The sequence below is a fragment of the Anaerocolumna sp. MB42-C2 genome, assembly GCF_030913705.1.
Taxonomy (GTDB): domain Bacteria; phylum Bacillota; class Clostridia; order Lachnospirales; family Lachnospiraceae; genus Anaerocolumna.
Window position 1 is genome coordinate 5,562,420 of the sequence record NZ_CP133190.1, and the last position, 17,312, is coordinate 5,579,731.

17 protein-coding genes are annotated in these 17,312 nt (G+C 38.0%); 9 read left to right on the forward strand and 8 right to left on the reverse strand.

Translation table 11 applies throughout. The annotated features are described in order from the left end of the window. The first annotated feature begins 98 nt into the window (after positions 1 to 98). The 3 genes from RBU59_RS24525 (at position 99) to RBU59_RS24535 (ending at position 1,161) form a co-directional block, all read left to right on the forward strand. Positions 99 to 464 (forward strand): hypothetical protein, encoded by a 366-nt coding sequence (locus RBU59_RS24525; RefSeq protein ID WP_308145101.1) that lies wholly within the window; start codon positions 99 to 101, stop codon positions 462 to 464. A 15-nt stretch (positions 465 to 479) separates the two neighbouring features. Further along, positions 480 to 917: a DUF3788 domain-containing protein gene (locus RBU59_RS24530; protein WP_308145102.1), complete on the forward strand. Its 438-nt coding sequence runs from the start codon at positions 480 to 482 to the stop codon at positions 915 to 917. A gap of 115 nt (positions 918 to 1,032) precedes the next feature. Further along, the gene (locus RBU59_RS24535) at positions 1,033 to 1,161 is read left to right on the forward strand and encodes a hypothetical protein (RefSeq protein WP_308145103.1); all 129 of its coding nucleotides are present in this window, start codon (positions 1,033 to 1,035) and stop codon (positions 1,159 to 1,161) included. 25 nt (positions 1,162 to 1,186) lie between these two features. On the opposite strand, the gene RBU59_RS24540 is transcribed toward RBU59_RS24535, so the two are convergent. After that, positions 1,187 to 2,194, reverse strand: a complete 1,008-nt coding sequence (locus RBU59_RS24540; RefSeq protein WP_308145104.1) for a LacI family DNA-binding transcriptional regulator — start codon at positions 2,192 to 2,194, stop codon at positions 1,187 to 1,189. 482 nt (positions 2,195 to 2,676) lie between these two features. Between RBU59_RS24540 and RBU59_RS24545 the strand changes: the two genes are divergently transcribed. From RBU59_RS24545 to RBU59_RS24570, 6 genes are all read left to right on the forward strand, one after another. Then, on the forward strand, positions 2,677 to 3,954 hold the full coding sequence (locus RBU59_RS24545; RefSeq protein WP_308145105.1) for an extracellular solute-binding protein: 1,278 nt from the start codon (positions 2,677 to 2,679) through the stop codon (positions 3,952 to 3,954). A gap of 4 nt (positions 3,955 to 3,958) precedes the next feature. Next, positions 3,959 to 4,852: a carbohydrate ABC transporter permease gene (locus RBU59_RS24550; protein ID WP_308145106.1), complete on the forward strand. Its 894-nt coding sequence runs from the start codon at positions 3,959 to 3,961 to the stop codon at positions 4,850 to 4,852. 3 nt (positions 4,853 to 4,855) lie between these two features. Further along, positions 4,856 to 5,686 (forward strand): sugar ABC transporter permease, encoded by an 831-nt coding sequence (locus RBU59_RS24555; RefSeq protein ID WP_308145107.1) that lies wholly within the window; start codon positions 4,856 to 4,858, stop codon positions 5,684 to 5,686. Between the two features lies 1 nt (position 5,687). Beyond that, the gene (locus RBU59_RS24560) at positions 5,688 to 7,427 is read left to right on the forward strand and encodes a glycoside hydrolase family 13 protein (RefSeq protein ID WP_308145108.1); all 1,740 of its coding nucleotides are present in this window, start codon (positions 5,688 to 5,690) and stop codon (positions 7,425 to 7,427) included. Between the two features lie 747 nt (positions 7,428 to 8,174). Further along, positions 8,175 to 8,450 carry a sodium ion-translocating decarboxylase subunit beta gene (locus RBU59_RS24565; protein WP_308145109.1) on the forward strand — a complete coding sequence of 92 codons (276 nt, stop codon included), beginning with the start codon at positions 8,175 to 8,177 and terminating at the stop codon, positions 8,448 to 8,450. 277 nt (positions 8,451 to 8,727) lie between these two features. Continuing rightward, positions 8,728 to 9,189 carry a VOC family protein gene (locus tag RBU59_RS24570; RefSeq protein WP_308145110.1) on the forward strand — a complete coding sequence of 154 codons (462 nt, stop codon included), beginning with the start codon at positions 8,728 to 8,730 and terminating at the stop codon, positions 9,187 to 9,189. Between the two features lie 356 nt (positions 9,190 to 9,545). Here the strand turns inward: RBU59_RS24570 and RBU59_RS24575 are convergent, their stop codons facing one another. The 7 genes from RBU59_RS24575 to RBU59_RS24605 all read right to left on the reverse strand — a co-directional run bounded on the left by RBU59_RS24575 (position 9,546) and on the right by RBU59_RS24605 (position 16,936). Next, complete coding sequence (locus RBU59_RS24575; RefSeq protein ID WP_308145111.1) at positions 9,546 to 9,800, reverse strand: (2Fe-2S) ferredoxin domain-containing protein; 255 nt, start codon at positions 9,798 to 9,800, stop codon at positions 9,546 to 9,548. Position 9,801: 1 nt separating this feature from the next. After that, the gene (locus RBU59_RS24580) at positions 9,802 to 11,505 is read right to left on the reverse strand and encodes a [FeFe] hydrogenase, group A (RefSeq protein WP_308145112.1); all 1,704 of its coding nucleotides are present in this window, start codon (positions 11,503 to 11,505) and stop codon (positions 9,802 to 9,804) included. A gap of 111 nt (positions 11,506 to 11,616) precedes the next feature. Beyond that, positions 11,617 to 13,491: an NADH-quinone oxidoreductase subunit NuoF gene (gene nuoF, locus RBU59_RS24585; protein ID WP_308145113.1), complete on the reverse strand. Its 1,875-nt coding sequence runs from the start codon at positions 13,489 to 13,491 to the stop codon at positions 11,617 to 11,619. Beyond that, positions 13,491 to 13,967 (reverse strand): NADH-quinone oxidoreductase subunit NuoE family protein, encoded by a 477-nt coding sequence (locus RBU59_RS24590; RefSeq protein ID WP_308145114.1) that lies wholly within the window; start codon positions 13,965 to 13,967, stop codon positions 13,491 to 13,493. The genes nuoF and RBU59_RS24590 overlap by 1 nt, the downstream gene beginning before the upstream one ends. Before the next feature lie 89 nt (positions 13,968 to 14,056). Then, positions 14,057 to 14,695, reverse strand: coding sequence for a redox-sensing transcriptional repressor Rex (locus RBU59_RS24595; RefSeq protein ID WP_308145115.1), 639 nt, complete (start codon positions 14,693 to 14,695; stop codon positions 14,057 to 14,059). 2 nt (positions 14,696 to 14,697) lie between these two features. After that, the gene (gene gltA / locus RBU59_RS24600) at positions 14,698 to 16,092 is read right to left on the reverse strand and encodes an NADPH-dependent glutamate synthase (RefSeq protein ID WP_308145116.1); all 1,395 of its coding nucleotides are present in this window, start codon (positions 16,090 to 16,092) and stop codon (positions 14,698 to 14,700) included. A 1-nt stretch (position 16,093) separates the two neighbouring features. Next, positions 16,094 to 16,936, reverse strand: a complete 843-nt coding sequence (locus tag RBU59_RS24605; protein WP_308145117.1) for a sulfide/dihydroorotate dehydrogenase-like FAD/NAD-binding protein — start codon at positions 16,934 to 16,936, stop codon at positions 16,094 to 16,096. Positions 16,937 to 17,312 lie beyond the last annotated feature (376 nt).

Genomic DNA, 17,312 nt, shown 5'->3' on the forward strand with positions numbered 1-17,312 from the left:
AAAAGATGTTATTCTTCAGGATTTGAGTCCATAAAACATGTGTGTTACGTTCGTGTAATTTGAAAAGTAGGCAGTTATCACTTGATTAGGAGGTAGGTATGTATCGATTAGGAATCATTGAAGAAAGTTTGGAAAACGCTAAGACACTGGATTTTATAAAACCCTGTTTCTTTTCACAGAGAATAGAAAATATGCCAGAGGACGTATATCCTATATGGCACATTAATGAATATCATGTGCCGGATGAAAAAATCGAGGAAATACTGAATGTATTAAAAGAAGATATTAAGCTGTCTTGGTATATCCATGCATTTAGTGATAGACAGCTATTTGTAGTAATGAGAGAAAAATATTTTGAAATCTCGTTGCAGCGGGATGATACATGGGACGAAATGATTCAATATGGTATAGAAAAAGCCAAGATAGAAAGGCATTTTATAGAAAACATCCCGTTGGAGGTTTGATGGAGGTGAAAAGAAATGTATGAACGTCTGCTTAATAAAATGGATACTCCCTCACCTGAATATATAAAAAGTTATATCGGGATAAATAGCAGCAGTATTTTAGATCAATTTGAAGATTTTTTAAACACAAATTATCAACTTACTAAGGAACTAAAATTTCCGTTTGGCAATAATTATGGCTGGGGATATAAGTATAGTCATAAGTCGAGTCATATCTGTTATGCTTTTTTTGAAGCCGGTGCATTTACCGTTACCATACAAATTGGTGATAAAAGTGTTTCCGAGGTGGAAGAGATCCTGCCAAGTTTGTCGGCAAAAGCCCAACAACTGTGGAATAACCGTTATCCTTGCGGTACACAAGGCGGTTGGATACATTATAGAATCGTTGATACAAATGATTTAAATGATATTATTGAATTTGTCAAAGTTAAAAAGAAGCCTGTCAGTATATAAGTCTATGAATGAGAGTTTATAATCACATAACAAGCGAATTTATTCGCTTGTTATGTGATTGGTTTAACTGAATAGCTAAATTAACATTATCATATTAAATACAGGAGGTGATTATATGACGGCAGCTAAACTTTTAAAATTATATTACATACCGATGATATCAATAATTAATGAATTTGTGGTAAATATATCCCTTACTGGACATATCTACTCAACTGAATTGTTCAGCTTCCTTGCAGAATGACATAACATTTAAAATACTGTACCAGCTACTTACTGGATTCCCGAATGATAAGATTCGGTGACAGCATACTGTAATGCATCTGAAGGTTCGGGTTTTCTAATTTATAAAGTAATGCTTTTGCTGCGTATGCGCCAAGTTCAAATACATCATTATCCACCACACTTAATGGTGGCTCTGTAAACATGGACAAAGGATAATTATCAAATGAAATAACAGCAATGTCCTGAGGTATTTTAAGACCTCTTTTTTTTATGGATTGTAAAGCGCCTAAAGCTACAAAATTATTCAGACATATTACACTATCGGGAGGTACCGGTAATTGAAGCAGATGATCCATCATCTCTTCGCTGCCTTCGATGGAAGGATCGCCTTCTATGATATATTCTTTATACAGCGTTACGTTACTTGCTGACATAGCAGCTTTAAATCCAAGCTGACGGTTATTTGATATATTGGTATTGCTTCCGATAAAGGCAATCCGATTATAACCTGTTTGGATTAAATGCTTTGCGGCAAGCTCGCCGGAGGTTTTGTTATTAATATCAATCCAGCACATATTTGATTCAAAATCAGGCTGTCCGATAACGATATAGGGGAAATTTAATTCATCCATTCTTTTACACAGTGCTTTATTCAGGTCGACAATATGAATAATAAAACCATCAAATCTTTTTTCTTGTATTATTTTTTCATAGGGCTCTAAACGATTTCCCATTGTAGTGGTGTTTAACAGAGTAACCATGTATCCGTTTTCGCTTAGAACTCCCTCGATACCACCTAATATTTCATATATATGAGAGTTAAGAAAAGCGTAATTACGTTTTAATTCCATTATAACACCAATATTCATAGAGCTTTGCCGTACAAAACTTCTGGCTATGACATTGGGATAATAATTCATCTCTTTCATTAATTTGCTTATTCGTTGCTTCGTTTCTTTCGATATAGTGGGAGCATCATTAATTACTTTTGATACGGTTGATATGGACACTCCTGCTGCTTTTGCAACTTCTTTAATTGTTGTTTTTGACATTATGACCTCTCCTTGTACAAAATAGGAAAGTGTTTTCCTTGATTCACTATAGCATAGATTAAATTATATGTCAAACAGTTCATGCTCTTTATACAACAATCACAATAAAACAGCTTAAAACTCAAAGTTTTGAAATTTGTATTGACATAATATTAATAGTTATGATATAACTTAATTTAGGAAAACGTTATCCTAAAAACTAGATAATGAATAAAAAAAAGAGAGAGGAGAGAATATCGAAATGCTCATATTTCATGGAAATTACAATGGTTTACAGAAATGACTGAAATGAAAGTTTGTAAGGAAAACATTATACTAAGTTATGGAATATTGGACAGAAAGAAAAAACATATGCCGGTATGGAGAGAAGTGAAATAAATCAATTTCACAGAAAAAAAGCACTTTTGACTTGGAAAGAACCCGAGAAGTGGCTTCTTTCATAACATTTTATGCCGTTGTGAGCGGCGGAAGGAGAGGTAAATATGAAAAAAATTACTCAAATAATTGCGTTATTTTTAGTTGTTACTATGATGTTAACGGGGTGTTCATCTGAAACTGCAACGAAGGAAACGAATATGGATAATAATGAGGCAGTAACTAAGAGCGCTGACCATGAAACAGATGAGAAAGAACCTGCGCGAACGGCAGAACCGGTTGAATTAACCCTTTGGCACCAGGCAGAGGATGGTGTGGTTAAAGTATTATCAGAAGAGTTTGCTAAGTTGGAGCCGGGTATTAAGGTTAATATTGTCAGAAAAGAAAATTTAAGCGATGCATTAAAACTGGCGGCAGGGGATGCAGGTGCTTCACCTGATCTGGTATGGTATGCCAATGACAGCATAGGCATGTTTGCTGAAATGGGGGTGTTTGAGCCAATTGATGACTATGTTGATACCAATGAATTCAACAGGTTTTTACCGCTTACTAAGGATGCGGGTGAATATAAAGGAAAACATTATCAAATACCGGCTTATTATGAAACGGTTATGTTTATGTACAATAAAGCACTTTTATCAAAGGCTCCGGAAACCACAGATGAATTGCTTGAAATGATGAAAGAAAAAACAAAGAATGGAAATTATGGCTTTGTTGAGCAGCACAGTACTGCATATTATGTAAGTGCATGGATGCATGCATTTGGCGGTTATATTATTAATGAAAATGCGGAACCGGGATTAGACTCTCAGCAAATGATAGATGCAATTAACTACCATAAACAGTTCGCAAAATTAATGCCGGTAGATGGTGAATATAATACGATAACAACTCTTTTCCTGGAAGGAAAAGCAGCTGCAATTGCAAGCGGTCCTTGGTTTGTTTCAGCTGTAAAGGATGCCGGGATAGATTTAGGAGTGGCACCTCTTCCGACTGTCAGCGAAAATGGCAAGGCATTACAGCCTTATTCGGGAGTTCAGGGGATTTCCCTTATCAGTACCAGTAAAAATAAGGACGCCGCTAAAACAGTATTAAATTTTTTGTGTAAAAAAGATTTGAGTGAAGCACTGGCTATTGCAAATGGAGCAGCTCCTGCTCATAGTGAAGCCTATGATAATACCGAAATCCAGAACAATGAAATTATTATGACCTTAAAAGCCTGCGCAGAGAATGCGATTCCGATGCCGAACATTCCACAGATGAACGTTATGTGGACCTGTACCGAAAACGCCTTGGCTGCGATTAATAAGAGTGATGCTGATACGGTGGAAACACTGAAGGCGGCACAACAGGAGGCACTCTCACAGATTAAGGCGATGGAATAGGAATATGAAAGCAAAATCGAAACGAACGATAAGACCATACTTATATCTTAGCCCTGCATGGCTGGTTATTGGTGTTGTGGTGCTTATTCCAATTATTTATACACTTGCTATATCGTTAACCAATATGAATATATGGCATTGGACGAATTATAGTTTCATTGGAATTAAGAATTATATTAAAGCATTTACGAATATGAGGACCGGATTTTTGTCTGCACTGTTTAATACCATACTATGGACATTTTTAAATCTATTCTTACAGATTATTCTGGCACTATTTATTTCGTTGATGCTGAATACGGAGGGATTAAGAGGAAAAGGTCTCTATAAAACCCTTATGATGTTTTCCTGGGCGATGCCCTCCTATATATCGGCTTTAATCTGGAAGCATGGCATGTTCCAGAATGATTTCGGATTTTTAAACCAATTGCTTAGAATGCTTGGTTTCAAAGGAATTGGATGGTTAAATAGTGACATTCCGGCATTTATATCCTGTATGATAGTTAATCTCTGGATGTCACTTCCCTATATGATTCTTGTATTCTATGGGGGACTTCAGGGTATTGATAAGATATATTATGAGTCGGCAGAAATGGAGGGAGCCTCAAGGAGGGATAAACTACATTTTATTACAGTCCCATTGTTAAAGCCTATCGTTATGCCGGCAATTATTTTAACTGCATTTATAACTTTTAAACAATTTGACATAATTTATTTAATGACAATGCAGATAGGAGCTAAGACAGGTGCAAATATACATACGGTTATTACATATGCTTATGAAAATGCATTTATAACAAATAATTATGGCTATAGTTCAGCTCTATCTGTATTAATATTCCTAATTATTGTATTGCTTACGGTTATAAATCAGAGAAATTTGAAAAAGGAGGATTAATAAGTGAAAAAATCAATTCATCATTTGTATGTACATATATTACTCATTATGGTATGCGGCTTTTTTCTGATACCAATTTTATATACTTTATCGGTTTCCTTAAAATCCTCCAATACACTCATTAGTTCTAATTTTAAATTGATCCCGGATAATCCTACCTTTGATAATTATAAAGATATTTTGTTTGAAAAGCCATTTTTACTATGGCTTAAAAACAGTCTTTTATTAACGATTGGTACTGTGATAGCCACGATGGTTGTTGCACTGCCTGCTGCCTATGCATATACGAGGTTGAAATTTAAAGGAAAATCAGGTTCCCTGTTTCTGCTTTTACTGTTAAATGCGTTTCCGGCGATTTTATCTATGGTGGCAATTTACCGGTTGTTTAAGACATTTTCACTTATGAATAATTATGTTGGATTAATTATTGTATATACAGGAACGATGGTTATATTCAGCATATGGAATTTAAAGGGATATTTTGAAACAATACCTGCAGATATAGAGCAGGCTGCAATGGTAGATGGAGCCAATAATTTTACAATTATCCTTAAGATTATATTACCGCTTGCCAGACCTACAATTATAGTAACGGGAATGGTGATATTTATTACTTCATGGAATGAATATATCTATGCGGTTAATTTTTTATCTGATGTAAATAAATATACATTAGCAGCGGGATTATATTCCATACAGGGAACGAATTACACCAGAAATTGGCCGGTTTTCGCAGCCGGTTCCATGTTGACATCATTACCGACATTACTAATATTTTTTGGAATCCAAAGGTATTTAGTATCAGGATTAACGGTTGGAGGAGTAAAATACTAATATGAATTTAGAAGCAATAAAACACATACCATTATCAGAAGATGCTTTTGCTATAGCAGAGGACACTCTTGTACTAAGACTCAGAGCCATGAAAAATGATATTAAGGAGTGCATGGTTTTCTATGGAGACAGAGTCTGTAGGACGAATCCGATTGTTATGAAGAGTATTGTAATGAATAAGATAGCCAGTGATGCCTTGTTTGATTATTATGAGGCAGAGGTGAAAAGCAGTTACACCAGAATATGCTATTATTTTTATCTTAAGAATGAAACGGAAAAAGTCTATTATGTCGGCGGTGTTTTTTCAGAGCATGCGGATTATGACAGGACAGAATTTTTCCAATTTCCATATATTCGAAGAGAGGAAATCGTAAATGTTCCGGAGTGGACAAAAAGTGCCATCATGTATCAGATTTTTCCTGATAGTTTTGCCACAGGCAGCAGAAAAATAGAAGCTTTGGATAAAGGGCGGTATACAAAGGACGGGATTACAGTTGCTTCGCATTACGGCGGAACAATATCCGGTATCATTGATAACATGGATTATCTGGTATCACTGGGGATTAATTGTATCTATCTGAATCCTGTATTTGCAGCCTCATCCTATCATAAATATGATACAATTGATTATTTTTCAATCGATCCGTGCCTGGGGGATTTGGATACTTTTAAGGAATTGGTACAGATATGCCATAAGAATGAAATTAAGGTATTACTTGACGGTGTATTTAATCATTGCGGAACGGATTTTTTTGCTTTCAGGGATGTATTGCAAAATGGAGAGGCTTCCAAATATAAGGATTGGTTTTATCAGCTGCGATTTCCTGTGAAGTACGAGGAGCCACCTAATTATGAAGCTTTTGCCTATGTAAAGGAAATGCCTAAGCTAAATACAGGTAATCCTGAGGTTGTTGATTACTTTTGCCGGGTGGGAGTCTACTGGATAGAAGAAGCCGGCATTGACGGTTGGAGACTTGATGTTGCGAATGAAGTTGACCATGAGTTTTGGAGGATATTTAGAAAAAGTGTCCTGAAAGCAAAACCTGAGGCCTTTCTGATTGGTGAGATCTGGGAAGACAGCCAGGTGTGGCTGCAGGGAGATCAATTAGATTCAACGATGAATTATAAATTCATGAATATATGCAGGAGATTCTTTGCTGATGAGAGTATAACAGCAGAAACTTTTAACAATGAAATTAATTCAATGCTTATGCGGTACCGAAGAAATATTACATATGCTCAGATGAACTTACTGGATAGTCATGATGTACCCCGGTTCCTCACAAAATGCCATGGTGATGTTATGAGACTGCGATTAGCATTATTGTTCATGTTTACTTTTGTAGGAATACCTTCTGTATTTTATGGGGATGAAAAAGGAATCTCCGGTAAGGAAGAACTAGAATACCGAAGACCGATGATATGGGAGGATACTCCCCAAAGCTTAAGTTTGTCAGGTGAAGTTAAGAAAATGATATCGATAAGGAAGCAAAGTGAGGCTTTCCTATATGGTGATTTTAGATATGTGCCCGTTAACATACCGGATAATGTATATGTATTTTGCAGACAGTATCAGAATGAGAAAATGCTTGTTGCGATTAACAATGAAAATAAAATCCTTAAAGTTCAGATACCTATGTTAGAATCCGGAAAGATATTATTTACACTTTCGGAAGATTATATTGAACAGGAATATTTATATCTAAATCCGAAGAGCGGGATAATAATAAAATGCCTATAACCGTTTATTTCTTTTGAAACCTTGTAAAATAAATTATTCGGATATCAAGCCGTTTGCTGTCGAAAGCAATGAATATGTGTGAAATATATATCTGATTGTGAAAAACAATAAGCCGCAGGTAAAATCATCCTGCGGCTAACTGTTTTTCACCTTACAGGGGCAGGATATTTGATAAAGAATCAAGGTAAAATAAAACGGGTTGATTTTCCTATTACGGGATTACATCTTTTTTGGCAGAGTATTATGTAAAGTCTTTCCTGAAATATTAGGAGTAGAGAGTTTTATTTTTTTCTATTCTTTTTGCATTTTAACATAATTTCAGAGATGCTTGCATTTGGTAAAATTTTTATAGAATTATGGATATATTTGGAGTATAATTTCTTATATGACAGAAGCTTATATTAAAATGCGATGGCGGGTAGCAGAATATTTTAAAAGTCATCAAAAAATAAATCATTTTTATTTGTTCTAGTATTTTATATCATAACAAGGTCAAACCTTCCTGGAGTTACAGCAACAGCAGGCAATCCCAAAAGATAAAATATGGCAAGAACAGATGCTTGAGGTTGAAATGAAAGTAAGTGATTTGGCTGAATATAAATCAAATTTCATTTTTTCATCATGTTATACTAAGAAAAATATAATGTAATAGGTAATTGCGAAACTCAACTATTGTTTGGTATATTCTAGAAACTAAATAGTTTCGCTATTGCCAAAATTTAATTGTAAAATACGGAGGCAAATTTAATGTATTTAAAAAGAAAAATAGTTGTTATTATTACGGTCTTATCAATTTTAATTTCTTTATTACAGGCAGTATTTAAGTTCTTGCGGCCAATCTATTTATCACATAAATATGATTTCGATATAGGCGATGCTTCATCCATAGGTATTATAGGCGGGGCTGATGGGCCAACTGCTATCTATATTGCAAGTTCACAATCTGGATATTTTCTTGCTTATTTACCGGCAATTATATCAATTATCGGTATTATATATCTAATAAAAACAAATAAAAAATAGAAAATGAAAGATTTCCACTGATGAGATAAGAAAAGCAAAGAAGTTTAGCCTGGTAAAAGCAAGTGAAATTATGGCTTGGTTAGAGGAACATAAGGAAGTGGAAGCGTTCATTGTCTTGGATGATCTGATTTACACTGTGAAAAATTGTCCAAATATCAGATCAGAACCGATTCAACGGTAGGAATTACGGAAGAAAATTTAGAGCAGGCTATAGATATGTTGACTTAGTACCGGTAAAAAGAGGTTTAGTATAGCATAAAAGGAGATCTAGAAAGAGATGTTTCGATACGTACATACTAATATTATAGCGAGAGATTATGAGAAGATGATTCAATTTTATAAAGAGGTATTGCATTGTAAAAGTATAGGTGAGAGCAGAGATTTAAAAGGAGTATGGCTGGATGAGTTAACCGGAATTCCGGATGCACACATTGTAGGTGAACACCTTTGCCTGCCGGGGTACGGAGAAGATCATCCGACATTAGAGATTTTTTCATATGACACCATGAATGATAGCGGAGAAGCCCTTATTAATACTTATGGAATAGCTCATCTGGCATTTGAAGTGGATGATGTTGAAACAACTCTGGAAGAAATATTAAAAGCCGGCGGTGGACAGGTTGGAAAGGTAGTCACCGCGGATTATACAGATAAACAGGCAGTTTTTGTTTATGCAAAAGATCCGGAAGGAAATATTATAGAACTGCAGAGTTGGAAAGATAAAGAGATAAATAATTGAAAGTGAAATTAACATAGCCAGTATTGAAAACATTATTGCCAAGGATAGTTTATTTAAGAGGAAAATTAATGGTGAAAAGCCGCATCTTAAGGTAAGAATATTTATTATTACCTTGAAATGCGGCTTTTCTATATATATTAACAGAGGTTAAAAAATTGTTTTGCGAACATTTTTGAACGTAGTAACATAGTATTACTATGTTATATGATTTCTTCAAAGTAAAATCTTTATATATTAGGTCTTAGTATGCAGAGATTCTATTAGGCGTAGACTTAAATTTAAATATAGGCGTATTTAAATTTATTTCCTTGTATAAAGATAATACGATAATACTTTAAATTCATCCGTTCTATGATTTAGGCATTCATCATATTAGGCATAATTACTGTTTTAAAGAATTCACGGGCATTTTCAGGCTGTACATGGTGGGCAGTTCCGTTTACAGAAACTGCAACACCGGTGCCCTGACATTCTTTCATACAGAAATTAGCTTTAAAATCAATTTTATCATGTAAGGCATTTTCTTCAATTATTTGCTGAAAGAGTTGTATTATATTGTAGGAACCCTTTAAGTGGCAGGAGCTTCCTATACAGACACTAAGTTCAAGCATTTTAGTTTTCCTCCTTAACGCTGTCTGCATAATGTACATGCAGAAGCTCATGGACACGGCCTTTTAACAGACCATTATATAAAGACATCATAAGAGGATTTTCTTCAGAGCGTTTGATATTGGATAATTTATCAGCAGAATAAAGTCCTTTTCCACGTTTCTCTTTTTCTTCCTGGGAAGTGAAAGGCTGACCTGCTCCGCTGATACAGCCGCCAGGACAAGCCATAACTTCTACAAAGTCATAATGCTTACCGGCTTTAATACGTTCAATTAAATCTCCTGCATTTTTAAGACCGCTGACAATTGCAATACGGAGTTCTTTGTCACCAAACATAATTTTGGTCTCCTTAACACCTTCCATACCGCGGACACCCTGGTAAGCAATTGTCATTAGGGAAGTGGAAGATTTATCGGAAGAAAGGCGTCTTAATACGGCTTCCGTAACTCCGCCGGTCACTCCGAATATTACACCTGCACCGGTCATTGTCCCAAATGGCATATCCACAGCTTCCGGTTCCAAATCAGCAAATACAACACCGGATTCTTTAATCATCTGTATCAATTCCTGGGTTGTAATAACATAATCAACATTCGGAACACCATCTACCTTAAATTCATCCCTGGCTGCCTCCTGCTTCTTAGCGGTACATGGCATTACAGCTACATGAACAGGTCTTCTGCTGGAGGTTTTATTTTGTTCTTTAATCACAGAAGCAAACATCTGCATCGGAGAACGGCAGGTCGATACATTAGGAAGCAGTTCAGGGTAATTCTTTTCACAGAAATTTACCCAGGCAGGGCAGCAGGAAGTGAAGAGGGGCATTGTACTCTCACCTGCTTCCAACCGTTTTAAGAACTCATTGGATTCTTCCAAAACAGTCAAATCCGCACCGGTGGATGTATCATAGATCTCGTCGAAGCCCATACGTCTTAAGGCAGCAACGATTTTACCTATGGTATTTTCTCCATTGGAGTGACCTAATTCTTTACCGATAGCTACACGCACGGCAGGTGCAATCTGAACCGTAACCTTTGCATTTTTATCATCTAAGGCTTCCCATACTTTGTTCTTATCATTTTTAACCACGATGGCACCGGTAGGACATGCTGCCGCACATTGTCCGCAGCCCACACAGGGGGAAGAAGCGATTGGCTGATCAAAAGCAGTACTTATGGTCATTTTGGAACCACGGTGAGCAAAATCGATTGCACCGACATTCTGGATTTCATTGCACATACGTACGCAGTCACCGCAAAGGATACATTTATTCTGATCTCTTGTGATACAATTGGAAGAATCATCGATCTTTGGCTTCGCAGCCGTATTCGGGAAGCGTACTCCCTCAATATTAAAGGTAATAGCCAGATCCTGTAACTTACATTTTCCGTTATTGTTGCAGGTGGTACAATCCCTGCAATGGTTAGCTAGGAGCAATTCCAGGATCATTTTACGGTATTTTCTAAGACGTCCCGTGTTGGTTTTAATCTGCATACCCGGCTTTGGAGGTGTGGAACAGGCAGCGTCCAGTCCTCCCCACTCGTTTTCAACCATACACATACGGCAGGCACCGTATATGGATAACTCGGAGTGATAGCAGAAAGTAGGCAGTTTAATGCCGGCTTTGCGAATGAGCTCCAGGAGATTTTTTTCTCCGTTTATTTCAACCGGCATTCCGTCTATTATTACATAATTATTTGTATTCATAGTTTAAACTCCAATCTGCCCGCCTTGGCGGGCGAATAAATAAAGGGGTGCTGCTTAATTATAATAATGGGAAGATAAATTTACTGCATTATTGTGACTGTCCAGTAAACATTAAACTTCCTTAATAGCGTGGAATGGACAGGTTGAAATACAAGCCTGGCATTTAATACATATTGTTTCATCTATCTTAAACGGTTCTTTGATTTTACCGGAAATTGCATTAACCGGACAGGACTTGGAACATTTAGAACAACCCTTGCATAATTCAGGATCGATCTGTATCTTTTTCAATTTCTGGCAGCTTCCGGCCGGACAGCGTTTTTCATAGATATGAGCTTCATATTCTTCACGGAAACTCTTAATGGTACTTACTACCGGGAAAGCAGCAGTTTTACCAAGACCGCAAAGAGCAGTGGAGGAAATGGTATCAGCCAGTTCAAGAAGAAGTTCAATATCACCGTCTTCCCCGTTGCCCTCTACGATACGTTCTAAGATTGCAAGCATTCGTTTTGTACCTTCTCGGCAGGGAACACATTTACCGCAGGATTCGTTCTGGGTAAAATTCATAAAGAAACGGGCAACTTCTACCATACAGGTATTACTGTCCATAACCACCAAACCGCCGGAGCCAATCATGGCACCTGCTTTTTTCAGGGAATCAAAGTCAAGGGGCAGATCAAGCTGTTCTTTGGTTAAGCATCCGCCGGAGGGTCCGCCGATCTGAACGGCTTTAAATTCACCGCCGTCCCTCATACCGCCGCCGACATCGAAAATTACCTCGCGTAAGGTAGTACCCATAGGAACTTCAATCAAGCCGGTATTTTCAATATTACCGGTTAAAGCAAATGCTTTAGTTCCGGCACTTTTCTCCGGACCGATTCCTTTATACCAGTCGGAACCGTTGCTGATAATAAGAGGAACATTGGCGAAAGTTTCCACATTATTTAATACGGTAGGTTTATCAAAGAGCCCGTGTTCAACGGTTCTCGGAGGTTTTACTCTCGGCATACCTCTGTTACCTTCAATCGAAGCAGTTAAGGCGCTTCCTTCTCCGCAAACAAAGGCACCGGCACCCCGGTTAATATGTAAGTGGAAACTAAAGTCCGTACCAAGGATATGATCGCCTAACAGGCCAAGTTCATTTGCCTGTGCAATAGCAGTTTTTAAACGGCTTACGGCCATAGGATATTCCGCACGAACATAGATGTAACCCTCACTTGCACCACAGGCAAGGCCGGCTATCATCATGCCTTCTAACATTCTGTGAGGATCTCCCTCCATAATGCTTCGGTCCATAAATGCACCGGGATCACCCTCGTCACCATTACATACGATATATTTCTGTTCCGTATTCTGACGTTTTACCTGAGCCCATTTTCTGCCGGTAGGGAAACCGCCGCCCCCACGTCCTCTTAAGTTGGATTCTGATATTTCATTGATAATATCATCCGCACTCATGTCAAACAGAGCTTTTTCAAATGCAGAATAACCGCCGATACCAAGATATTCAAAAATGGAAGTAGCATCAATATGACCACAATGTTCCAATACCAGACGGGTCTGTTTTTTATAAAAAGGAATTTCATCCTGCTTTTTATGAATTGTTCCGCCTTTTTGATAAGCCAGATGTTCGATGTGTTTTCCCTCTTTAATAGTTTTCTCTACAATTTCTTCACAATCGGAGAGTTTAACTTTCGTATAAAGGTAACCCTGCGGCTCAATTCTAACCAGAGGGCCCATCTCGCAGAAACCGTGGCATCCGCTTTTTTTCATTCCGATAGAATCCTCATGAGGTTCTTCTTCCAGTTCTACGGAGCAAGGAATATTCTGTTCCGTTAAAAGCTCTACTAAACGGTCATATATTTCCAGGGAACCGCTGGAGATACATCCGGTACCGGCGCAAACCAGTATTTTTTTCGTTTCCGCAGCAAGGCTTGTTTCATAGGTACTGCGAAGTTTCACCAAATCTTCTCTATTGTTAAGCATCACTTTTCCTCCTTTAAGTCATTCAGAAGTTCCGTAGCTTTATCCGGAGTCATGGCAGGGTATACTTTATCATTAATGGTAAGTACCGGAGCAAGTCCGCAGGCACCAAGACAGGATACTGTTTCCACCGTGAACAATAAATCGTCCGTAGTAGCTTTTTTATCCGAAAGATCTAATTCCTTACGTAGTCTTTCCAGGATCGGAATCGATTTTCTAACATGACAGGCAGTTCCGTCACAAACTTTTATGACATATTTACCCTTTGGCTGCAGGGAGAAATTCTCATAAAAGGTGGCCACACTGTATATCTTAGCCTGACTGATTCCAAGTTTTTCCGAGAGATAAGGAAATACTTCTTTAGGCAGATAGCGGTAATGCTCCTGAATATTCTGCAAAATAGCAATAATAGCACTTTGCTTACTTCCAAGTTCATCGATGATTCCATCAATAACCTTGTAGTCAAATGTTTCGTTCATAAAATCCTCCATTCTGAAAATGAACCTATTGTATTAAATATATATAAACTTTGATTTCACCTAACTATTTTATAACTGACCTGATGATTTTATAAAAAACTCAGTTTCCTGGATAAATTCTTGGATAACTTAGCCAGTGAAAATGCCATGTCTTCATTTTGAACCAGGACACTGTCCGGTACATATAGAGTAACCGGTGCAAAGTTCCAGATAGCAAGGATACCGCTTTCCACCATAGTATTGCAGATTTCCTGTGCTTCGGATGCCGGTACGGCTATAATTCCGATGCGGACTTTCATACGGCTGCATAAATCTTTCAGCTTATCAGAAGAGAGTACTTTCTTACCATTAATGGTAGTACCGATTATATCCTCTCTTATATCAAATGCGGCAATAATATCAAGACCGTATTTGGAGAAACCGTCATAGGAGAGAAGAGTACGGCCTAAACCACCGGCACCGGCTATTACAGCACTGTCTGCATCATCGTAACCTAAGAATTTTTCTATATCAAAGATCAGGTTTTTAGTAATATATCCTATTTTCGGCCGGCCGCCGGAACTAATCATTGCTAAATCCTTCCTTACCTGCACATCATTAAACTTTAATGCCTCGGCAATCGTAGTAGCTGAAATGTTTAAGGTCTGATTATCAGGCAAAGATTTCAGGTAATTCAGATACATTGGAAGGCGTTGTAATGTCTGCGTGGAAATGGATTTATAAATCATGATTATTCCCCTTTGCTTTTAATATACGAATCCATTGCCGCAGCAGCTGCTTTTCCGGCACCCATGGCAAGGATAACCGTAGCGGCACCGGTTACGGCATCACCTCCGGCATATACTCCGGGAAGAGAAGTTGAACCGGTAGTTTCATCAGCAATAATTCCTCCCCATCTCTGGGTTTCAAGCCCTTTTGTAGTTGATTTGATAAGAGGGTTTGGAGAGGTGCCAATGGACATGATGACACATTCCGTTTCCACATCAAAATCACTGCCCTCAAGCGGGATTGGTTTTGCACGTCCGGATTCATCCGGCTGGCTTAAGACCATCTCCTGGCAGCGGATTCCGGTAACCCAGCCATTTTCATCTCCTTTAATTTCAAGAGGATTGGTTAAAAACAGGAAGTTAATGCCCTCCTCCTTGGCATGTTCGATTTCCTCAAGCCTTGCCGGAAGTTCCTTTTCTGTACGACGGTACACGATAGTAACGTCTGCGCCCAGACGTTTTGCACATCTGGCGGCATCCATGGCAACATTGCCGCCTCCCACTACCGTTACTTTTTTCCCTTTTTGGATTGGTGTGGTACTATCTGAATTATATGCTTTCATAAGATTTACTCTGGTTAAAAATTCGTTGGCAGAATATACACCTTTCAGGTTTTCACCCGGTATATTCATAAATCTTGGTAATCCGGCACCGGAACCGATGAAGATTGCTTCAAAGCCGTATTCATTTTTTAATTCTTCTATGGTTAAGGTTTTACCTACGATTACATTGGTAGCGATTTTTACGCCAAGTTCTTTTAGGGTATTGATTTCTTTCTGTACAATTGCTTTTGGCAGACGGAATTCAGGAATACCGTATACTAAAACACCGCCTGCAAGATGTAATGCTTCAAATACAGTAACTTCGTAGCCTTTTTTTGCTAAGTCACCGGCGCAGGCAAGACCGGAGGGACCGGAGCCGATAACAGCGGCTTTATGTCCGTTTGATGCGGGTTTCACTGCCTTAACAGTACTGTTAGCATTATGATAATCTGCAACGAAACGTTCCAGTCTTCCGATTGCAACAGCTTCTCCTTTAATACCCCGGACACATTTCTGTTCACATTGGGATTCCTGAGGACATACTCGGCCACATACAGCGGGAAGAGAACTGGAACGTGTGATGACATCATAAGCGGCTTCAAAATTACCTTCTGCAACTTCCTTTATAAATGCAGGAATATCAATCTGTACCGGACAGCCGCTGATACAGGGTTTATTCTTACAGTTGAGGCAGCGTTTGGCTTCATCGATTGCCTGTTCTTTTGTATAACCTAGGGTTACTTCAAGGAAATTTTTATTTCTTATCTCAGGTGCCTGGGCCGGCATTTCATTTTTAATGAGAGACATATTCGGCATATTATTTCACCTCCATTTTATAAAGATTACATACTGCTTCATGTGCGTTACGTTCAAACGGTTTGTAAATGGATGAACGGGCAATTGCTTCATCAAAATCTATTTCGAAACCGTCAAAATCCGGACCGTCTACACATGCAAATTTCGTTTTACCGCCGACACTTAAGCGGCAGCCGCCGCACATACCGGTTCCGTCTATCATAATCGGATTCATACTGGCAATAGTTTTAACTCCATATGTTTTAGTCAGATTGCATACAAACTTCATCATAATAAGAGGACCAATTGTGATTACGGTATCATATTGGTTGCCGTCTTCAATTAAAGCTTTCAGGGCATCTGTTACCAGACCTTTTTCTCCGTAACTGCCGTCATCTGTCATTAAAACCAGTTTACTGCTGGCATTTTTAAATTCTTCTTCTAAGATAACTAAGTCTTTATTACGGAAACCTACGATAGAATGTACTTCGCAGCCTTGCTCATGCAGTTTTTTCGCTACCGGATAAGCGATTGCACAGCCGACACCGCCGCCTACTACAGCAACCTTCTTTAAGCCTTCTGTTTCCGTTGCTTTTCCTAAAGGGCCTGCAAAATCTTGAATATAATCACCGGTATTTAAGTGATTTAAGGCCTCTGTTGATGCACCTACGATTTGAAAAATAATAGTTACGGTACCTTTTTCACGGTTATAATCAGCAATCGTTAATGGAATTCTCTCACCGTTTTCATCCACACGAAGTATGATAAACTGCCCCGGTTCTGCTTTTTTGGCTATCATGGGTGCGTCAATCTCCATCAATGTAACAGTGGGATTTAATATTTGTTTTTTTATTATTTGATTCATTTTAATACCCCTTGCATAACACATCTGCTCACAGAAGTGTTGCTGCCACATACAATAGAATGCGGAAAAGACATATATTTCTATTGTTAAAATAAAAAGTGTGAAAGAATCTTAATGTGGCATTCCTTCCTTTAAATATATTTTCTTCCACACAAACGCAACATGGCCGAGTATCGGCCGTATATGTTGCATGAAAATCAGGGAAATATAAGAAATTCGCCCCACCGGCGGAATTCTTATATTTCGATAGAAAACTGCAGAGCAGTTTTTTATTTCACACAAACGCAACATGGCCGAGTATCGGCCGTATATGTTGCATGAAAATCAGGAAATATAAGAAATTCGCCCCACCGGCGGAGTTCTTATATTTCGATAG